The 17,513-nt window shown below is 71.8% G+C and carries 18 protein-coding genes and 1 tRNA gene; 15 read left to right on the plus strand and 4 right to left on the minus strand.

What is annotated here, in order from left to right:
• Positions 1–231 precede the first annotated feature (231 nt).
• Positions 232–1,698: an alpha/beta fold hydrolase gene (locus ABT158_RS17330; RefSeq protein WP_352354275.1), complete on the minus strand. Its 1,467-nt coding sequence runs from the start codon at positions 1,696–1,698 to the stop codon at positions 232–234.
• An 87-nt stretch (positions 1,699–1,785) separates the two neighbouring features.
• Here ABT158_RS17330 and ABT158_RS17335 point away from each other — a divergent pair, with 87 nt between their 5' ends.
• From ABT158_RS17335 to ABT158_RS17360, 6 genes are all read left to right on the plus strand, one after another.
• Positions 1,786–2,349: a TetR family transcriptional regulator gene (locus tag ABT158_RS17335; RefSeq protein ID WP_352354277.1), complete on the plus strand. Its 564-nt coding sequence runs from the start codon at positions 1,786–1,788 to the stop codon at positions 2,347–2,349.
• Between the two features lie 34 nt (positions 2,350–2,383).
• The gene (locus ABT158_RS17340) at positions 2,384–3,112 is read left to right on the plus strand and encodes a class I SAM-dependent methyltransferase (RefSeq protein ID WP_352354279.1); all 729 of its coding nucleotides are present in this window, start codon (positions 2,384–2,386) and stop codon (positions 3,110–3,112) included.
• 149 nt (positions 3,113–3,261) lie between these two features.
• On the plus strand, positions 3,262–3,828 hold the full coding sequence (locus ABT158_RS17345; protein ID WP_352354281.1) for a MauE/DoxX family redox-associated membrane protein: 567 nt from the start codon (positions 3,262–3,264) through the stop codon (positions 3,826–3,828).
• Positions 3,825–4,379, plus strand: coding sequence for a hypothetical protein (locus ABT158_RS17350; RefSeq protein WP_352354283.1), 555 nt, complete (start codon positions 3,825–3,827; stop codon positions 4,377–4,379). The genes ABT158_RS17345 and ABT158_RS17350 overlap by 4 nt, the downstream gene beginning before the upstream one ends.
• A gap of 98 nt (positions 4,380–4,477) precedes the next feature.
• Positions 4,478–4,780 carry a hypothetical protein gene (locus ABT158_RS17355; protein WP_352354285.1) on the plus strand — a complete coding sequence of 101 codons (303 nt, stop codon included), beginning with the start codon at positions 4,478–4,480 and terminating at the stop codon, positions 4,778–4,780.
• 206 nt (positions 4,781–4,986) lie between these two features.
• A complete protein-coding gene (locus tag ABT158_RS17360) occupies positions 4,987–5,547 on the plus strand; it encodes a hypothetical protein (RefSeq protein WP_352354287.1) in 561 nt (186 codons plus the stop codon).
• A gap of 38 nt (positions 5,548–5,585) precedes the next feature.
• Here ABT158_RS17360 and ABT158_RS17365 read toward each other — a convergent pair whose 3' ends face one another.
• Positions 5,586–6,170: a hypothetical protein gene (locus tag ABT158_RS17365; protein ID WP_352354289.1), complete on the minus strand. Its 585-nt coding sequence runs from the start codon at positions 6,168–6,170 to the stop codon at positions 5,586–5,588.
• A gap of 141 nt (positions 6,171–6,311) precedes the next feature.
• Between ABT158_RS17365 and ABT158_RS17370 the strand changes: the two genes are divergently transcribed.
• The 4 genes from ABT158_RS17370 to ABT158_RS17385 all read left to right on the plus strand — a co-directional run bounded on the left by ABT158_RS17370 (position 6,312) and on the right by ABT158_RS17385 (position 9,623).
• Positions 6,312–6,407 (plus strand) — tRNA-Sec (locus tag ABT158_RS17370).
• A gap of 120 nt (positions 6,408–6,527) precedes the next feature.
• Positions 6,528–6,887 carry a rhodanese-like domain-containing protein gene (locus ABT158_RS17375; protein WP_502911542.1) on the plus strand — a complete coding sequence of 120 codons (360 nt, stop codon included), beginning with the start codon at positions 6,528–6,530 and terminating at the stop codon, positions 6,885–6,887.
• A complete protein-coding gene (gene selB, locus ABT158_RS17380; protein WP_352354291.1) occupies positions 6,878–8,614 on the plus strand; it encodes a selenocysteine-specific translation elongation factor in 1,737 nt (578 codons plus the stop codon). Before ABT158_RS17375 ends, selB begins: the two co-directional genes overlap by 10 nt.
• Before the next feature lie 298 nt (positions 8,615–8,912).
• Positions 8,913–9,623 carry a helix-turn-helix domain-containing protein gene (locus tag ABT158_RS17385; protein WP_352354293.1) on the plus strand — a complete coding sequence of 237 codons (711 nt, stop codon included), beginning with the start codon at positions 8,913–8,915 and terminating at the stop codon, positions 9,621–9,623.
• Here ABT158_RS17385 and ABT158_RS17390 read toward each other — a convergent pair.
• Together ABT158_RS17390 and ABT158_RS17395 are read right to left on the minus strand one after the other, a co-directional pair.
• Positions 9,605–10,183: a dihydrofolate reductase family protein gene (locus tag ABT158_RS17390; RefSeq protein WP_352354295.1), complete on the minus strand. Its 579-nt coding sequence runs from the start codon at positions 10,181–10,183 to the stop codon at positions 9,605–9,607. The two genes, ABT158_RS17385 and ABT158_RS17390, sit on opposite strands and share 19 nt — an antisense overlap.
• A gap of 178 nt (positions 10,184–10,361) precedes the next feature.
• Positions 10,362–10,991 (minus strand): TetR/AcrR family transcriptional regulator, encoded by a 630-nt coding sequence (locus ABT158_RS17395; RefSeq protein WP_352354297.1) that lies wholly within the window; start codon positions 10,989–10,991, stop codon positions 10,362–10,364.
• Positions 10,992–11,168: 177 nt separating this feature from the next.
• On the opposite strand from ABT158_RS17395, the gene ABT158_RS17400 reads away from it, so the two are divergent.
• The 5 genes from ABT158_RS17400 (at position 11,169) to ABT158_RS17420 (ending at position 17,444) form a co-directional block, all read left to right on the plus strand.
• A complete protein-coding gene (locus tag ABT158_RS17400; RefSeq protein WP_352354299.1) occupies positions 11,169–11,861 on the plus strand; it encodes a hypothetical protein in 693 nt (230 codons plus the stop codon).
• A gap of 162 nt (positions 11,862–12,023) precedes the next feature.
• Positions 12,024–12,467: a DUF1707 domain-containing protein gene (locus ABT158_RS17405; protein WP_352354301.1), complete on the plus strand. Its 444-nt coding sequence runs from the start codon at positions 12,024–12,026 to the stop codon at positions 12,465–12,467.
• Positions 12,464–13,231, plus strand: coding sequence for an ABC transporter ATP-binding protein (locus ABT158_RS17410; protein ID WP_352354303.1), 768 nt, complete (start codon positions 12,464–12,466; stop codon positions 13,229–13,231). Before ABT158_RS17405 ends, ABT158_RS17410 begins: the two co-directional genes overlap by 4 nt.
• Positions 13,228–15,765 carry an FtsX-like permease family protein gene (locus ABT158_RS17415; protein ID WP_352354305.1) on the plus strand — a complete coding sequence of 846 codons (2,538 nt, stop codon included), beginning with the start codon at positions 13,228–13,230 and terminating at the stop codon, positions 15,763–15,765. Before ABT158_RS17410 ends, ABT158_RS17415 begins: the two co-directional genes overlap by 4 nt.
• A 38-nt stretch (positions 15,766–15,803) precedes the next feature.
• On the plus strand, positions 15,804–17,444 hold the full coding sequence (locus tag ABT158_RS17420; RefSeq protein ID WP_352354307.1) for a carboxylesterase/lipase family protein: 1,641 nt from the start codon (positions 15,804–15,806) through the stop codon (positions 17,442–17,444).
• The last annotated feature ends 69 nt before the right edge of the window (positions 17,445–17,513 follow it).

Here is a 17,513-nt window from a genome sequence, read left to right on the forward strand (position 1 = left end):
CGTCGGGCCGCGCTCACCGATCGACAGCGAGTTGTCGGTGTCGTCGATGCGCACGCCCTGGTCGGTGGTGTAGCGCGTGTTGGCGGAATCCACCCGATACTGGTCGAGCTGCTGCTGCTTGTGGCTGTTGCTGTGCGCCATGAGTCCCCCGTGATCATCGTTCGGTCAACGGGGGGCCACGGCCATTCGTACCCGCGCTCATGCCTTTCCCAACCGTGGCACGCCTGCCTCTCAAGGGGCCAGGACGCGCCCGACGAGGATGCCGGTGAACCTGTCCGGCTGCTCGTACAGCGACCGGTGCCCGGCGCCGGGCAGGACGGTGTGTTCCTTGTGGGGCGCCACGAGTGCGGCGTACCAGTCGTCCAGCAGCCGGCTGCGTGCCGGGACCTCGCCGGCGCCGTCGATGAAGTAGGCGGGGACGGCGAGCCGCGGGACGCGCGTCCGCAGGTCGAGGTCGCGGGCCCGCGGGTAGTAGCGGTCGTAGGCGTCGAGGAAGCCGGTGACGAGGTGCACTTTGTCCAGCAAGGAGTATTCGGGCGCCGCCAGGCTTTCGTCGAGGCCGCCCTGTCCGTTGCCGGTCGCGTAGACCTTGCCCTCGGCGCGCAGCATCGGCTCGTAGCCGTACATGCCGGCATAGGGCGGGGGCCCGACGGCTTCCAGCGCGGCGGCGAGGTCGCGGTCATGGTGGCCGCGCGCCCAGGCGAGGGTGTCGGCGTACTGGACGCGGTCGGCGGCGCCGGTGTTCACTGCCTGGCCGACGCCGACGTAGGCGTGGAACAGCTCGGGCCGCCGTTGCACGGCGAGCACCGCCGGCAGGGTGCCCCCGGAGTGCGCCAGGAGGTAGATCCGGTCCTTGCCGAATCGGGTCCTGAGGTAGTTCGCGACGGCGAGGATGTCGCCGGTCTCGCTCGCCGGGGTCAGCGTGGCGGTGGGTTCGAGCGCCGGGTAGGAGCTGCCGCCGCCGCGCCGGTCGAGGGTGGCGACGACGACGTGGTCCTCCAGCGCGGACAGGTGCCTGCGCACCGCTCCGCGTTCGGCCGCGCCGGGCGCGCCGGGGACGAACAACAGGACCGGCTTGGCCGTGTCCCGGCCGCGGATCATCAGCCCGAGCCGGTGGGAGCCGCTCGGGACGGTGGTCAGCTCGGCGACGGCACGCCCACCGGCGATCGGGGCGGTGCTCGCGGGCAGCGCGACGCCGATCGCCGGCGCGGCGACGATCACCGCGAGCACGCCGACCAGCGTCCGGCCGAGCCGGCGCCGGACGCGGCCGGTGCCCGATCCTGCTCGAGCAAGGCCGGTGCCCGATCCCGCTCGGGCAAGGCCGGTGCCCTGTCCTGAACGGGCGAGGCCGGCTCCGCAGGCGGCGCCGACGAACATCGGGAGCAACGCGAGCAGCCCGTGCACGCCCCGCCCGGCGAGGAGCGCGAGCACTCCGAACAGCCCACCCTGCGGCGCGTCGACGCTAGGCCCTTCCGCGCCGGTCCGGACGATCTCGAACACCGTGGCGAACACCGCCGGCGCCGCGATCATCGCCCATCGCGACCTGGCGAGGTATCCGGCGACCCCGCCCACGACCAGGCTGAGCCCGATGCTGGTCAGCGCCGCTGCCGGGGTCAGCGGCCCGCGCGGCGTAGTCACCCCCGCGACCGCTCCCCACGCCAGCGGTGCGAGTACGGGCGCCGTCCTGTTCGAGATCATCGCCACCACCCTTATGTGTAGCAGCCGCTACATGCTTATGAATGTAGCATGCGCTACATCGACTGGGGAGACTGCTACGGTCGAGCCATGGATCGTCGTGCCGAGCTGGCCGGGCAAGTGCTGGACTACGTGCTCGAACACGGTCTGATCGGGTTGTCGCTGCGTCCGCTGGCCGCCGCCCTGAACACCAGCGACCGCATGCTGATCTACCACTTCGGCAGCAAGGAACGGCTCGTCGGCGCCGCCCTCGCGCTCGCGCAGCAGCGGCTGGCCGCGGCGGCGGAACCTCCTGGCGAGGCGGTGCGCAGCGTCGCCGACCTCGTCAGGCATCTGTGGTCCAGCCTCGCGCACCCCAGCGGCACGCAGGCCACCCGGCTCTATCTCGACCTTTCCGTCCTCGCCGCCAAGGAACCCGAACGCTGGAGGGCCGCCGTCGAGCAGCTGCGCGGGCCGTGGCGCGAGCCGTTGCGGGGCGGCCTCCTCGCCCTGGGCGTCGCGGCGGGCGAGGCGGAGCCGCTCGCCGACCTCATCCTCGCCACACTCGACGGCCTGGCGCTCGACCGCATGGTTGCGGCGGACCCGGCGCGCGCCGACGACGCCGCGGCGGCCTTCGCCGACCTGCTCGACCGCCACCCCGGCGCAACCCGGTAGCCGTTCGTTCCCGGCCCCGCGTACGTTCGGCCGTATGGCTGACGAGTGCTTCGGACATCCACGACTGGCCGCGATCTACGATCCGCTCGACCCCGACCGCAGTGATCTCGACGCCTACCTCCGGATGGCGGAGGAGTTCCAGGCGCGCCGAGTGCTGGACATCGGCTGCGGCACAGGGGTGTTCGCGCTGCTTCTGGCCGATCGCGGGATCGAGGTCGTCGGCGTCGATCCCGCCCGCGCGTCCATCGACGTCGCGCGCGTCAAGCCCGGCGGTGAGCGAGTGCGCTGGATCCGCGGTGACGCGACGGACCTGCCGTCGCTGCGGGTCGATCTGGCGACGATGACGGCGAACGTCGCCCAGGCCGTCGCTGATCCGTACCTCTGGCGGGAGACGCTGCGGGGAGCCCGCGAAGCGCTGCGGCCCGGAGGGCGGCTGGTCTTCGAGACCCGCGATCCGGCCCGGCGCGCCTGGGAGGGGTGGACGCGCGAGCTCTCCCACCGCGTGACGGAGATCACAGGCGTCGGCCCCGTCGAGAGCTGGGTCCAGCTGGTCGAGGTGAGCCTGCCTCTGGTGACGTTCCGCTGGACCTACGTCTTCGCCGCGGACGGACAGGTGCTGACGTCGGATTCGACGTTGCGTTTCCGGGAGCGGGAAGAGGTCGAGAGAGATCTGGTCGCCCACGGATATGTGGTGGAGGACGTTCGCGACGCGCCTGATCGGCCGGGGAAAGAGTTCGTCTTCGTGGCACGGCGTGCCGGCTGACCTACGGCCGGGCGACGGTGAGCAGTTGCTCAAAGCGCGACCGGCCGGGCGCCGTCCTCGGGTATCCCGCGAAATCGATCTTGTCAAGAGTTGATCATTTAAGGCCCGTACCATACTTTTCGTTCATCCGACCCTGACGGGAGCGACGGATGAATCTGAATGCGGCAGTTGCGACAGGAGCCGCTGCTCAGGTCGTACTCATCGTGGTTTTCCTGATTGCGACACTGTCAAAGACCATAACCCACCGCGAACTCGGCCGGACCATCGCACAACTGGGTCCGGCGGCCCTGGGAAGGCCTGCCGCGATCGCGGTGATCGGCGTCGAGACGCTGGCCGTGATCGGCCTGACGGTGGCGCCGTCCGCCTCGTGGCCCCGCGCGCTCATCGTGCTGCTGGCGCTGGCGTTCGCCGGCGCCGGGATCCGCGCGCTGAGCCGTGGCGAGAAGATCAAATGCGGTTGTTTCGGGAACGGCGGCGCGGTGCTCGGCTGGCGCCAGGTGCTGTACCTCCCGCTGTGGTCGGCGCTCGTCGTGCTGGCCGAGGCGAACCCGCCGACCTGGACCGGGCAGGAGGGCCTGCTCGGCCTGGCCGTGGCGCTGCTGGCCATGGTCGCCTGGAAGCTGAGGGCCGAACTGCGCCTGTTGCGCCCGCTGCGGGAGGACCGGATGGTGCTTCCCGACCCCACCCAACCCGAAGCGGAGGTGCACGCCGCATGACGACGGTGCTGCTCATCGTGATCTGCCTGCTGGCCGTGGTGCTGTTCGTCCAGATCGGCGCGCAGGTGGAACTGTTCCAGCAGGTCAAGCAGATCCGGGGCTACCTCGACATGGAGGACAAGCCCACCCCGGTGGAGCTGGGCACCCTGGAGGGTGCCCCGCCGAGCCGCTTCGGCCTGCCGGCGGCCCTCGACGAGGCCGAGCGGGCCATGGTGCTGTTCCTGTCCAACAAGTGCGAGACCTGCCACAACCTGGCGTCGGCACTGCGTGGGGGAGCGGTGCCGCCATCAATGTGGGTCGTGGTCGTCCCGGTGTCCGGGGACGGCAACGAGTTCATCGCCGAGTTCGGGCTGTACGGCGAGCGGGTCGTCCTCGACGAGGACGAGAGCATCGTCGGCAGCATCGGGCTCGACATCACACCCGTCGCACTCCACGTCACCGAGGGGAAGCTGACACGGGCCCACACGGTGCCGACGGTCAGGCAGATGTACGCGGCCGCCCCTGTTCCCTACAAGCACAACCTGGCCGGCAAGCCCTCCGTACGGCACTGATCCGATTTCACCCCACGGCCAGAGAGGCCAATATGGATCACCTCCACAAAATGTCGGAAGGACCGGACGCGTCGAACCGGCGAGGATTCCTCGGCTGGATGGGCAGGGTCGGTGTCGCGGCGATCGGCGCGGTCGCGGGCGCCACCGTGATGACCAAGCCGGCGGCGGCGGCGAACTGGCGCTGCTGCAACCTCGCCCTCCCCAACAAGTTCTGCAGCACCAACAGCAGCGGACAGTACGTCTGCCCCTCCGGATACAGCATGAAGGTGTGGCAGTGCTGTAGCGGCTCGGCGCCGTACCAGCGCAAGTACGCCTGCGGTGAGTGCACGAAGGGCGCCGACTGCGGTTCGGGCCCGTTCATCTGCTCGGCCGGCTGGACCGTCAACGCCAACGGCTGCTGACAGCGACCGGGTGGCCGGTCCGCCGCGATGGCGGCGGCCGGCCACTCCGGATGGAGGATGTCGTGTCCTTTGACACCTGGCTGACCTTCGCGCTGCTCCTGCTCATCGCGAGCGCGGGCTTCGCGCAGTTGTTCAGCTTTTGAGGCCTTTCCTTCGTCGGATACCTCCGCCCCCTGGTTCAGGGGAGAGTTCCCGGGGAGAAGCCCATGTACCGGCCGATCCTCATGCTCATGCTCGGCTTCAGCCTCTCCGCGCTGCTCGCGTACGGGCTGGTGCGTCTGCTCGGCTCCGGCCTGTTCGGCGGGATGCCGGGGACGGGCGCCAAGCTCGCCGCGGCGACGGTGATGCTCGCCTGCCTGGTGATCGACTCCGGCCTGTTCGGGCTGCGCACGCCCATGTGGCGGCGCCAGACTCCGCAGCAGCATTTCTACCGGTTCGGCCCGGCCAGGGGAGCCCTCCTGTGGGGGCTGGACACCGGCCTGGTCCTGACCACGTTCAGGGTCACCTCGCTCACCTGGGCCGCGCTCGGCGTCACGCTGTTCGGGCTGGTGCCGTGGTGGGCGGGTCTCGCCTACGCGATCGGCTTCACCTGGCCGGGCTTCGCGCTGGTCGCGATCGTGCCGTCGTCGAAGGACCTGGTGGAGATCCCTGAGCCGATGTGGCTGATCGACTGGCTCATGGAGAAGGAGAAGCCGGTCCGGCGGCTGATGCTGGGCCTGCTCACGGTCGTGTTCGCCGGCGTCGTCGCTTCGTCGTTCCTGGGCTGACGCGCCGCCCGCCGCTCGCGCGGGCGGCGCGTCGAAGGTCAGCAGGCGCCGTTGAAGAAGGAGATCTCACGCCGGACGACGGGCTCGCCCGGCACCCGGAACTCCAGCGGGACGCACGCCGGCTCCTTCACGTAGAAGCCGCCGACGAACATCGTGTCGTGGTCGGAGCACGCGGTGAAGGACACCGAATGATCGGCCTCGGCCGGCGTGCGGGCGTTCCTGGCCGGCTCGGAGTAGAGCAGGCCGGCGCTGTCGTGGAACTTGGCCGGGATGGACACCGTGATCGTCCTGCCCTTCCTGACCAGCGCGCCGACCTTGAACCTGTGGTCGCTTCCGTACTGCTCGGCCCGTGCGCCGCCCCACGCGAGCAGCCCGGGGATGAGCAACGGCCCCACCACGAGGTCGTCCGGCTCGGCCGTGCGGCTCGCCGTCTTCTCTCCCGGGAACTCGCCGTTGCGGTTCGCGCAGTTCAGCACCCGCGGATTCGCCAGGCTTCCCGGCCGGCCGGACGACTGCGCCGCCGCGCGCGCGTCGGCCTCCCCGGCGGCACAAGCGGTCAAGGACGGCAGCAGCGCCACCAGCGCCGCCCAGATCGATCCCCTGCGTACACCTTTGAAGATCATTATCCAGTTGTACACCTCGTCGCCGGAGGTGGCCAGACGTCAGTGGATCACCTTCGGCGCCGTGGTCACCGGCTGCGAGTGAGTGGTCCGGGGTAAGAAGGATCTTCAGTCGGAGCCCCGGAGCGGGTTAAGATCACCAGCGGAGGCGTCCGGGTGCCTGGTGGCCCTCTCGGTCTTCAAAACCGATGGCGCCGAGCATCTCGGCGCGGCGGGTTCGATTCCCGTCCGCCTCCGCCAGACCTCACCCCTGGAGTCCTGCTGAGCATCGACGCGTTACTGGCCCGGGCGCGTGCCGGGCTGCGCCGCCTGCCGCCCGCCGAGGCCTTCGCCGCGGCGAGTCGTGGTGACGCCTTCATCGTGGACACCCGGCCGGAGTTCCAGCGGCGCAGCGGCGGCGAGGTGCCCGGCGCCATCGTGATCGAACGCAACCATCTGGAGTGGCGGCTCGATCCACGTTGCGACGCGCGGATCCCCGAGGCCACCTCGGCGCACGTCCGCTGGATCGTCCTGTGCGACGAGGGATACTCCTCCAGCCTGGCCGCCTCGGCCCTCAGGCAGATCGGGCTGGCGAACGCCACCGACGTGATCGGCGGCTTCCAGGCGTGGATCGCGGACGGGCTGAGGGTGATCCGCCCCGCCGTCCTCACCCGGCCGCGCGGTCCGGGCGAACCAGGCACCGACCGGAGGCTGACGGCCGCCGAGCGCGCATGTGGGTGATCGCCACCGCCGGGCACGTGGACCACGGCAAGTCGGCCCTGGTCCGCGCGCTCACCGGGATGGACCCTGACCGCTGGGCCGAGGAACGACGCCGGGGCATGACCATCGACCTCGGCTTCGCCTGGACCACGCTCGGCTCGGGCCGGCAGATCGCGTTGGTCGACGTTCCCGGGCACGAACGGTTCGTCACCAACATGCTCGCCGGCGTCGGCCCATGCCCGGCGGTCATGTTCGTGGTGGCGGCGGACGAGGGGTGGCGGGCCCAGTCCGCCGAGCACCTGGCCGCCCTGCACGCCCTGGACGTACGGCACGGCCTGCTGGTGGTCACCCGTGCTGACCTCGCCGATCCCGGGCCGGCGCTGGCGGAGGCCCGCCTCCACCTGGAGGGGACGAGCCTGTCGGGGATCGACGCCGTCTCCGTCAGCGCCCGGACCGGGCAGGGACTGCCCGAGTTGTCCGCCGCGCTCGACCGGCTCGCGGCCGGCCTCCCGGAACCGCGCCAGGACGGCCCGGTGCGGTTGTGGATCGATCGGGCGTTCACCGTCACCGGGGCCGGAACCGTCGTCACCGGCACGCTCACGCACGGCACGCTGCGGGTGGGCGACGAACTGCTCGCCGGGCCGGACCGGCTCCAGGTCCGCGGCCTGCAGGCGCTCAACCAGCGGCGGGACGCGGTGTCGGCGACGGCCCGCGTCGCCGTCAACGTCCGGGGCGCCGATCGCGACACGCTGCCCCGGGGCACCCCGCTGCTGACCCCGGACGCCTGGATCACCACCCAGTCGGCGGACGTGCGCCTGGAGCCCGGCGCGGACGTCGGCCGGGAACTCGTCTTCCACCTGGGCTCCGCCGCCGTCCCGGTCCGGCTGCGCCCTCTCGGCGCGGGCACGGCCCGGCTCACCCTCGCCCGGCCCCTGCCGCTCAGGGCGGGTGACCACGGCCTGCTCCGCGATCCCGGCCGCCGGATGATCGTGGCGGGGGTGCGCGTCCTGGACGTACGGCCGGCCCCCCTGCGGCGACGGGGGGCCGCGGCGGTCAGGGGGGCCGCGCTCGCCGGCGTGACCGTGCCCACCGCCGCCGACCTGCTGCGCTGGCACGGCCTGCTGAGCCGGGCCGAGCTGACCGCGATGGGCGCCGCCCCTGACGGACCGCCGGTGACGGGCGACTGGTTCGCCGACCCCGGCCACTGGTCCGAGCTGCGGCGCCGCCTGACGGAGCAGGTGTCGCAGCGCGACCAGGGGATCACGGTGGAGGCCGCCGCCAGGCTGCTCGACCTGCCCGACCGGCGGCTGGCACGGGCGCTCGTCGCCGAGCCGCTGACGGTCAGAGCAGGGGTGATCGTCAACGGCGACCCGGCGCGGGCGCTGATGCCGCCGCAGGTCGAGAAGGCCGTCGCCCGGCTGCGGAGCGAGCTCGCCGGGCGTCCCTTCGACGCCCCCACCGCCGAGCGCCTGACCGAGCTGCGACTGACCGGCGCCGCCCTCGGCGCGGCCATGCGCGCGGCGGCGTTGCTGCACATCGGGCGGAACGTCGTCCTCCTGCCGGACGCGCCGGAGCTGGCGGTCGCCGTGCTGAGCGCGCTGCCCGCGCCCTTCACCGTCAGCCAGGCCCGCACGGCCCTGGGAACGAGCCGCCGCGTCGCCGTGCCGCTCCTGGAGTACCTCGACGCCCGGGGGCACACCCGGCGGGTCGACAACGACTCCCGGATCTGCCTTCCACCCGCCCAGTAGTGGTCGATGAAGCCGACGCCCCGTCCCCGGTCGCTGATGTCGAAAGCCTGGGAGGAGTTCATCCGCACGTCGGTGGGCAGCGGTGCCGCCGTGCCGGTCGCGGCGGCTGCCGGGGACACAAGCGGGGCCGAGCACGTGAACGCGACCATGGTCAGGGTCGCGTTCACGAGGGGGCCCGGGACGGATCGGTGTCGCGATCAACGTAAGGGGCTTTTTGCTGGCAATTCCTCACCAGTTCCCTGCGTCTCGCCCATGATCCGTTCGCGGGACCGGACGCCCTCGCGCGTATTCTTCCTTCGTGGCATTTCGGTTCGAGACACGCGCGTCCGATTCACCGTGGGTCGAGGCCGTGTGGAGCTGTACGAGCGAGCACGTCGCGGAGATGACCTCCGTCGCAGCGGTGAGCTGGGGCCTTGTCTTCTGGGAGCGCGAGGGCAGGGCGCACGCGGGCATCTCCGGTCCCGAGACCAGGTCCGGCACCGCGCCGGTGCCGGAGGGCTCGACCTTCGTCGGCATCGAGTTCGCCGTAGGCACGTCGCTGCGCGCCGTCCCCCCGCCGTCCCTGGTCGACGGCGGCATCGAGCTCCCTGACACCACGGGCAGGACCTTCGTGCTGGACGGCGTCCGCTGGGAATTCCCGGCCCCCGACGACGCCGAGGCTCTGGTCGGCCGTCTGGTCCGCGCCGGGGCCTTGGTCCGTGACCCGCTCGTCGCCGACGTTCGCCGAGGTCATCGTCCAGCGGTCTCGGGACGAACCGTCGAACGCCGGTTCCGGGCGGCGACCGGGCTGACCCAGGGCGCTGTACGGCAGATCGAGCGTGCACGCAGGGCCTCGGCGCTCCTGGCCGCCGGCGTCCCGGTCGCCGATGTCGTCTCGGGGCTGGCGTATTTCGACGAGCCACACCTGGCCCGTGCGCTGCGCCGGTACGTGGGGCGTACGGCGCGGCAACTCCGAGAGGGCACCGGCGGTGCGATCGCCCTGGACCTGGATCAGCTGACGACGTCGTAGATCAGCTTCACGATCCCGTTGGGGTAGGCAGCCGACGCCCTGAGGCTGAGCACCTGCTTGTCCCTGTCCGCTTCGGTGAACAGGCTCTTCCCGGCCCCGAGCAGCACCGGGAAGACGAGAAGGTGGTACCGGTCGATCAGGCCCGCCTCCGACAGCCGCCGGGCGAGCTCCGCGCTGCCATGGATGAAGATCGCGCCACCTTCGCTCTTCTTGAGCTCGACGACGTCCTCGGCCGAGCGCAGGATCGTCGTCGGTCCCCATCCCTCGACGAGGGCGTCCTCGGACAGCGTGGTCGAGACCACGTACTTGGGCAGATCCTTGTAGGCGGCGTGGTCATCCGAGTCGCGCCAGATCGGCGCGAACGCCTCGTAGCTCCGGCGGCCGAACATCAGCGCCGTCGTCTCCTCAAGCTCCTCGCCCTTCAGCGAGAAGGCCTCGGGCACGAATTCGATGTCCTTGACCACCCAGCCGCCGCTGCGGTGCTCCTCGCCGGGCCCACCGCCCGGGGAGTCCACAACGCCGTCAAGCGACATGAAACCGGTATAGATCAGATCACGCATGTGCTGTTCTCCTCATGGTCCGGCGACGCGGAGTCGCCAGGTGGATCGGCAGGCGGGCCGCAGCGCCATGCCGACGCAGCGGCGGAACGCCTGCGCCCATGCTACGAACCGGTCACCGCGACCGTCTTGTACGGAAACGACGGCATCACCAGCGACCGGACCTCGGTGAACGCACCTGTCAACCCTTCTGATCCGGCCGGACGGGATACGCTCCCGCCTTCGCGGCGGCGATGGCGGCCGCGGCGGCCTGTTCGGCGACGGTCTCGTCGATGGGTTCATGGCTGACGAGCATCCGGTAGTAGAACGGCGCGCCGACCGATCGGATCACCTGGACCGGGTCGGTGTCGGGCGGGAGGTCGCCGCGTTCGATCGCGTGCCGCACCGACTCGGCGGCCAGGTCGTTGCGGGTGCGGAAAAAGTCGGCCAATGCCTGCGCCGCCCTCGGGTCCAGCACTGCCGCCGAGATCAGTCCGAGCATCGCCGGGCGCCAGACCGGGTCGCTGTAGAAGCGGTGGATGCCCACCGCGAGCCCGCGCAGGTCCACCTCGATCGACCCGGTGTCCAGGAGCGGCACCTCGGAGCTGGACAGGTCGGCGATGAGCTCGACCAGCAGGCCCACCGGGTCGCGCCAGCGCCGGTACACCGTGCTCTTGGCGACGCCCGCGATCTCGGCCACGCGTTCCATGCTCAGCTCCGCGTACCCATGGGCCTCCAGCTCGGCACGGGTGGCGGCCAGGACGGCGGCGCGCACCCGTTCGGTACGCCCGCGCGGTCGCATCGTGCCCGGTGCCGGGCGGTCCTCGGACAACACATGCTCCTTCGCTCGCGTGACCACCAGTCTAACGCTACTCAGGTCTCCTTTGAACACCGAAACGGGCACCTAAGAAAACCGGGGTTGTATTAGTGGGGCGCTACGGCTACGTTGAGGATCAGTTAACGAGATCCCAGTTTTATTTGTCACCCCTCTCGTGAGGAGGACACCGTCGTGTCCGAGACCGCCATCCGCAGGTACGCCGGACTGTCCGGCCTGGTCGCCAGTCTCCTGATCGTCATCCAGGTCCCGCTCTACTTCATCTACGAGACCCCGCCGGACTGGGACGTCCTGACCCGCAGCCTGCTCGGCATCACCGGCTGCACCGTCTACATCGTCTACTTCGTCGGGCTCCGCCAGCTCATCCGCCACGTCGACCCGGCCTACGACTGGGTCGCCGGCATCGTCCAGAACGCCGGCCTGCTGTGGGTGGCCATGGTGTTCGTCCCGCAGTCCATGGAGGTGGGCGCGGCGATCACGGTGGACCACGACATCGACACCACCATGGAAGGGCCCTTCGCCGGCGCCCAGTACCTCATGCAGGGCGCCGTCTCCAGGCTGCTCATGGGCCTCTTCCTGATCGCCCTGGGGATCGCGGTGTCCCGGCTCGGTCTGCTCCCGCGCTGGGTGGCACGCTCGGCCTACGTCCTGGCTGCGGTCAACCTCGCCTTCCTGCCCGCCGTGTACTTCGGCGACGACGCCGCCGACTTCTACAGCGCGCAAGGCTGGGGCACCACCGCCAGCATGGGCGCCCTCTGGAGCCTGTGGACCCTCGCCGTCAGCGTCAGCCTGCTGCGCGGCGCTCGCCGTACCGCCCCCGCGGCCCCCGGCGCCGGAACGGCCGCGGTCGTGGCACCTACGCAATAGGCCCGAAAGGATCGAAAAGCCGAGAAAAGGATGCGACTCTCACGCATCCGTCGAGCAGCGGCGCCGCAAGGCTGCGCCGCTGCTCGACGAAACCGCCACATCAAGAAATCGGAGACCTGTCATGTCCTGCACTGATTCGCGCCCAGAAGCCGGAGGCCGGAAGTGAGTGACGCAAGCAGCGCACGGACGTTGCCGAGCCGCCTCCTCACCCCCGGCCGGATCCCCGTGTCGCCGGCCGAGCGCCAGGCGGCGGCCCACTGGATCGACCGAGCCAGGCTCGGCGGATCCATCACGGCAGAGCAGGCGGACGAACGGCACGCCAAGGCGTCCACCGCCGGAACCCGGGACGCTCTGGGCGCGGCCCTGACGGGCCTGCCGGGCATGGGGCCGACGGTCCTGCCGCGCCTGCTGAGCGTCGTCACGCTGGTGTGGTCGGGCATGGTCCTGGTCCAGTTCGTCGTCTGGCTGGTGATCTGTGCCGTCACCGCGCGGTTGACCGACCCGTGGTGGTTATGGAGCGTGGTGGCCGGCGGGGTCGTGGTGGGCGTGGTGTGGCTCGCCGCCGAAGGGCAGTACCGCGGCCGGCTGTCGGGAGGCTCACGATGACGCCGGCTGACCCGCCGGTCCTGCTCGACCGGGTGCGCAAGACCCACGGAGACGGCGACAACGCGGTGACGGCGCTCGCCGAGGTGTCCGTCGGCTTCCCGGCGGGCAGCTTCACCGCGGTCATGGGGCCGTCAGGTTCGGGCAAGAGCACGCTGCTCCACTGTGCGGCCGGGCTCGACGAGCCGACCTCCGGCACGGTGACCCTCGCCGGCCGGTCGCTGACCGGGATGAGCGAGACCGACCTGACCCTCCTGCGCCGCGATCACGTCGCCTTCGTCTTCCAGGCGTTCAACCTCATGCCCGCGCTCGACGTACGCCAGAACGTCACCCTGCCCGACCTGCTGGCCGGCCGTGACCCCGACCCCGCCTGGGTGTCGGAGGTCATCGGCCGGGTCGGCCTCCAGGACCGGATCACGCACCGGCCGGGCGAGCTCTCCGGCGGCCAGCAGCAACGGGTGGCCATCGCCCGCGCGCTGGCGAGCAGAGCACCGGTGATCTTCGCGGACGAGCCGACGGGAGCGCTGGACAGCCGGACGGCGGTCGAGGTGCTCACGCTGATCCGCGACCTCGCCCGCACCGGGCGGACCATCGTGATGGTGACCCACGACCCGGTCGCCGCGTCGTACGCCGACAACGTGATCTTCCTCCTCGACGGCCGGTTCGTGGCAGAGCTCTCCTCGCCCACGGTCACGGAGGTGGCCGACCGGCTGTCCCGGCTCGGCTCCCCGGCGGAGGCGCACGAGACGGCGCGGGGCCGGCGATGATCAGGCTCTCCCTTGCCGGCCTGCGCTTCCGCGCCGCGCAGTCCCTCGCCACCTTCGCCGCCGTGCTGCTGGGCTGCGCGCTCCTCATCGCGTGCGCCGGGCTTTTCGAGTCGGCCGTCCGCCTCGAAGCCTCGACGCAACGGCTCGGCGGGGCCCCCGTCGTCATCGCCGGATCAGTCGGTTTCCACCTGCCCGACGAGGAGTCGGAGACCGTCCCCTACACCGAACGGCCGCGCGTGGACACGTCCCTGGCGGACCAGGTCCGCGGCGTTCCCGGCGTCGGCCGGGCGATCCCGGACGTGTCCTTCCCGGCGGCCGTGGTCGTGGGCGGCCGGCTGCTCGGGACGCCGCTGACGGGACACGGGTGGGCTTCCGCCGCGCTCGCCCCGTACGCGCTCACCCGGGGTGCGGAGCCGCGCGTCGCCGGTCAGGTCGTGCTCGACGCCGCCCTGGCCGGCCGAGCGGGCAAGCAGCCGGGCGACACGGTGGACGTCGTGGTCGGCGGTCAGTCGCAGCCCTTCACGGTGACCGGTGTCGCCCAGCCACGACACCGCGTCGACACCCTTGCGATCTTCTTCTCGGCCTCGGACGCGACGCGATTCTCCCCCCGCCCCGGGACGTCCGACGTCATCGGCGTGCTGCCCGCCGCCGGCGCCTCGGCCGAGGACGCCGAGGACCTGGCGCGGCGGCTGGAGGGCCGGCTGCCCCCCGACCTGACGATCCTCACCGGCGCCGATCGCGGCAGGGCCGAGTTCCCCGGCATCGCCGCCAGCCGGCTGCCCCTGATCCTGCTGTCGAGCGTCTTCGGCGGCCTGGTGCTCGTGGTCATGGCGCTCGTGGTGTCCGCGACGATCAGTCTTTCGGTCCGCGGGCGGCGGCGGGAGCTGGCGCTGCTGAGGTCCGCCGGCGCGACACCCCGGCAGGTCCATCGCATGGTGGTGGCCGAGACGATGATCGTGTCCGTGCTCGCCGCGCTCGCCGGAACGCCGCTCGGGGGCCTGCTCGGCCGTTCGATCTTCGAGCTGAGCGCGCAACGCGGTGTCGTGCCGCCGGAGCTGGAGTTCCGGCCGAGCGTCATCGCGTTCGCCGCCGGGTTCCTCCTGGCCCTGCTGATCCCGTGGCCGGCCGCCGCCGTCGCGGCGTTGCCCGCCGCCCGGGTACGGCCCGTCCAGGCACTGGCCGAGGCCGCGATCCCGGCGGCGGCCGTCGGGCCGACGCGCCGGCTGCTCGCCGTCGTGCTGGCCGGAGCGACCGTGGCACTGGCCGCGACGACGATGTTCCTGGACCCGGACACCGCCTCGGCCGTGGGCGGCCCGGCGGTCCTGACCGGAGGCGTCGCCGTCGCGCTGGTCGGCCCCGAACTCCTCGACCGGCTGGTCGGCAGGGCGGCCCCCCTCATCAGGAGGACCGGCGGGCAGGGCGGCGCGCTCGCCGTCATCAACACGCGGGTCAGAGCCGCGCAGTTCGCATCCGTGCTCACGCCGCTCGTGCTGGCCACCGCCATCACGCTGAGCAACGTGTACGCCCAGACCACCCAGGACGACGCCGCCCTACGCCACCAGGTGGAGCAGTTCCAGGCGGACGCCGTCATCACCGCCGAGACCGGCGTCCCGGCCGCTCTTCTGGCGCGGATCCGCCGGACACCGGGCCTGGCCGGCGCCTCGCCGCTGGTGTCGAGCAAGGGCTGGATCGAGAAGCCCTACGACTCCCGCGGCAGCGACCCGGGCACCTTGCTGGGCATCGACGTCCAGGACGAGGCGCCGACCCTGGCCGCCGCGGTCACCTCGGGCTCGCTGCGCGACCTCACCGGCGAGAGCGCCGCCCTGCCCGCGGCTCAGGCGGAGGACCTCGGGATCAGGCTGGGCGACCGGATCACGGTACGGCTCGGCGACGGCACTCCGGTCGAGGTGAAGGTCGTCGCCTTGCTCGACAGTTCCCCCGACCACGGCGCCGTCGTGCTGCCCGCCGCGCTGCTCGCCCCGCACACGACCGCGGGCCTGCCGTCCGCGATCCTCGTACGCGCCGTGTCGGGCCGGGACACGCTGGTCAGCAGACTCGAACGGCAGACGGCGGGCCGGCCGGGCCTCGTCGTCGGGGACCGGAGCCGTCTGTCGGCGATGTTCTCCGCGGAGCTGGGGGTGCAGGCCTGGATCAGCTACCTGCTGGCCGCGCTGGCCATCGCGTACGCCGCCCTGGCCGCCGTCAACACGATGGCCGTGTCCGTGCTGTCCCGGCGCCGGGAGTTCGCCGCCCAGCGCCTGGCCGGCTCGACCCGCCGGCAGGTACGGCGGATGCTCCTCGTGGAAGTCTCCGTCGTGGCCGCCGTCAGCATCGCGGCCGGCACGGTGATCGCCGCGTTCACCGTCCTTCCCACGGCCGTCGCGGTCGGATCGATCGTGCCGACGGGCCCGCTGTGGGTGCTCCCGGCGTTGATCGCCGTGATCGCGCTGATCGTGGTGCCGGTCACGCTCGTCTCGTCCCGGTCCGCCATGCGGCGCGGCCCCGTCGAAGTGATCGGGTCTCCGGTCTCCTGAGCCAGGGTTCTCCCGTCTCACCCACCTTGAGGAATCTCATGAGAAACGTCCTTCGGACGCCCCTGACCGTGCTCGCCTGCCTGGTCACCGTGCTCGCCGCAGCCCCACCGGCGACGGCCGCGGGCCGCCGGGCCGGTGATGATCCGGCGCTGGTCCGCGTCGAGACAGGCCTGGTCCGCGGCGTGCTGCGCGACGAATACCGGCTCTTCCAGGGCATCCCGTACGCGGCGCCGCCCGTGGGGCCGCTGCGGTGGGGATCGCCGCGACCCGCCGCCCGGTGGAGGGGGGTGCGCGCCGCGACCCGTCCCGGCCCCGCGTGCGCCCAGGTCATGGACTTCATCGGCGACAAGCCGAGCACCGCCGAGGACTGCCTGTACCTCGACGTCACCACACCGAGGCGCACCACCGGGAAGCTGCCCGTCATGGTGTGGATCCACGGCGGCGGCTTCCTGGGCGGCTCCGGAGCGATCTACGGCGCCGAACGGCTGGCCGCCAAGGGCGACGTCATGGTGGTGACCTTCAACTACCGGCTCAACGCGCTCGGCTTCCTGGCGCACCCCGCGCTGGACGGCGGCCCGGCCCGGCACGGGTCCGGCAACCTCGGCATCGAGGACCAGCAGGCGGTGCTGCGCTGGGTGCGGGCGAACGCGGCGGCGTTCGGCGGCGATCCGCACAACGTCACCCTCTTCGGGGAGTCCGCCGGCGGGATGTCGAGCTGCGTCCACCTGACCGCCCCGGGATCGCGGGGGCTGTTCCAGCGTGTCATCATGCAGAGCGGGCCGTGCACCCTGCGCTGGCCATGGGCCCCGAGCACGGCCGGACCGGACGCGGAGACCTGGCGTCCCAAGCCGCGGGCGCAGGCGGAGCGGCAGGCCGTCGAGATCGCCACCGCGGCCGGCTGCGCCGACCTTCGCACGGCGGCCGCCTGCCTGCGTGCCAAGCCGGTGTCCGTGCTGCTGAAGGCCGTCGGCCCGCACGGGCTCGCGCCGGCCTACGGCGCCGGAGTGCTGCCCCGGGATCCGGTACGCCTGCTCAGGTCCGGCGAGTTCGCCAAGGTGCCGGTCATGCACGGCATCACCCGGGACGAGCACGTCACCTTCCAGGTCGGCTTCGACGCCGAGGCGGGCGGCCCGATCGCCCCCAAGGACTACCCCGCGGTGCTCGGCACGTTCCTGGGCCTGGACGGCAAGCAGACCGCGAAGGTGATCCGCCGCTACCCGCTGAGCGACTACAAGGGCTCGACGAGCTGGGCGATGGCGAGCACGCTCACCGACTGGGCCTGGGCCTGCCCCGCGGTCGAGACGAACGAGCTGCTGGTCCGGTCCGTGCCCACCTTCGCCTACGAGTTCTCGGACCGGACGGCGCCGTGGTTCAAGGAGGCCGCCCCGCAGAGCTATCCGACAGGCGCCTACCACGCCGGGGAACTCCAGTACCTGTTCTCGCGCGCGTACGCCGGCCATGACCTGTCACCGGAGCAGCGGCGGCTCTCCGACGAGATGATCGGCTACTGGACCCGCTTCGCCCACACCGGCGACCCCAACGGCGACCGGGCGACCAGCTGGCCGCCCTACGACGCGCGCGGCGGCCAGGTGCTGTCACTCGCCCCCGGCCAGAACGGGATCCGCGCGGTGAACCTCGCCCGCGAGCACCGCTGCGACTTCTGGAAACCCCTGACCTGATGGGAGCTGCCGGATCGGCTGATCCGTGACCGCGGGCGCGTGGTGATCTACGCCTACGAGAACGGGCTC

Origin of the sequence: Nonomuraea sp. NPDC001636 (assembly GCF_040298265.1) — a bacterium.
Classification (GTDB): domain Bacteria; phylum Actinomycetota; class Actinomycetes; order Streptosporangiales; family Streptosporangiaceae; genus Nonomuraea.

Bases quoted from the DNA above. Each gene is read 5' to 3' on its own strand.
- ABT158_RS17330 (WP_352354275.1), bottom strand. From the start codon at position 1,698: ATGATCTCGAACAGGACGGCGCCCGTACTCGCACCGCTGGCGTGGGGA.
- ABT158_RS17335 (WP_352354277.1), top strand. From the start codon at position 1,786: ATGGATCGTCGTGCCGAGCTGGCCGGGCAAGTGCTGGACTACGTGCTC.
- ABT158_RS17340 (WP_352354279.1), top strand. From the start codon at position 2,384: ATGGCTGACGAGTGCTTCGGACATCCACGACTGGCCGCGATCTACGAT.
- ABT158_RS17345 (WP_352354281.1), top strand. From the start codon at position 3,262: ATGAATCTGAATGCGGCAGTTGCGACAGGAGCCGCTGCTCAGGTCGTA.
- ABT158_RS17350 (WP_352354283.1), top strand. From the start codon at position 3,825: ATGACGACGGTGCTGCTCATCGTGATCTGCCTGCTGGCCGTGGTGCTG.
- ABT158_RS17355 (WP_352354285.1), top strand. From the start codon at position 4,478: ATGGGCAGGGTCGGTGTCGCGGCGATCGGCGCGGTCGCGGGCGCCACC.
- ABT158_RS17360 (WP_352354287.1), top strand. From the start codon at position 4,987: ATGTACCGGCCGATCCTCATGCTCATGCTCGGCTTCAGCCTCTCCGCG.
- ABT158_RS17365 (WP_352354289.1), bottom strand. From the start codon at position 6,170: ATGATCTTCAAAGGTGTACGCAGGGGATCGATCTGGGCGGCGCTGGTG.
- selB (WP_352354291.1), top strand. From the start codon at position 6,878: ATGTGGGTGATCGCCACCGCCGGGCACGTGGACCACGGCAAGTCGGCC.
- ABT158_RS17390 (WP_352354295.1), bottom strand. From the start codon at position 10,183: ATGCGTGATCTGATCTATACCGGTTTCATGTCGCTTGACGGCGTTGTG.
- ABT158_RS17410 (WP_352354303.1), top strand. From the start codon at position 12,464: ATGACGCCGGCTGACCCGCCGGTCCTGCTCGACCGGGTGCGCAAGACC.
- ABT158_RS17415 (WP_352354305.1), top strand. From the start codon at position 13,228: ATGATCAGGCTCTCCCTTGCCGGCCTGCGCTTCCGCGCCGCGCAGTCC.
- ABT158_RS17420 (WP_352354307.1), top strand. From the start codon at position 15,804: ATGAGAAACGTCCTTCGGACGCCCCTGACCGTGCTCGCCTGCCTGGTC.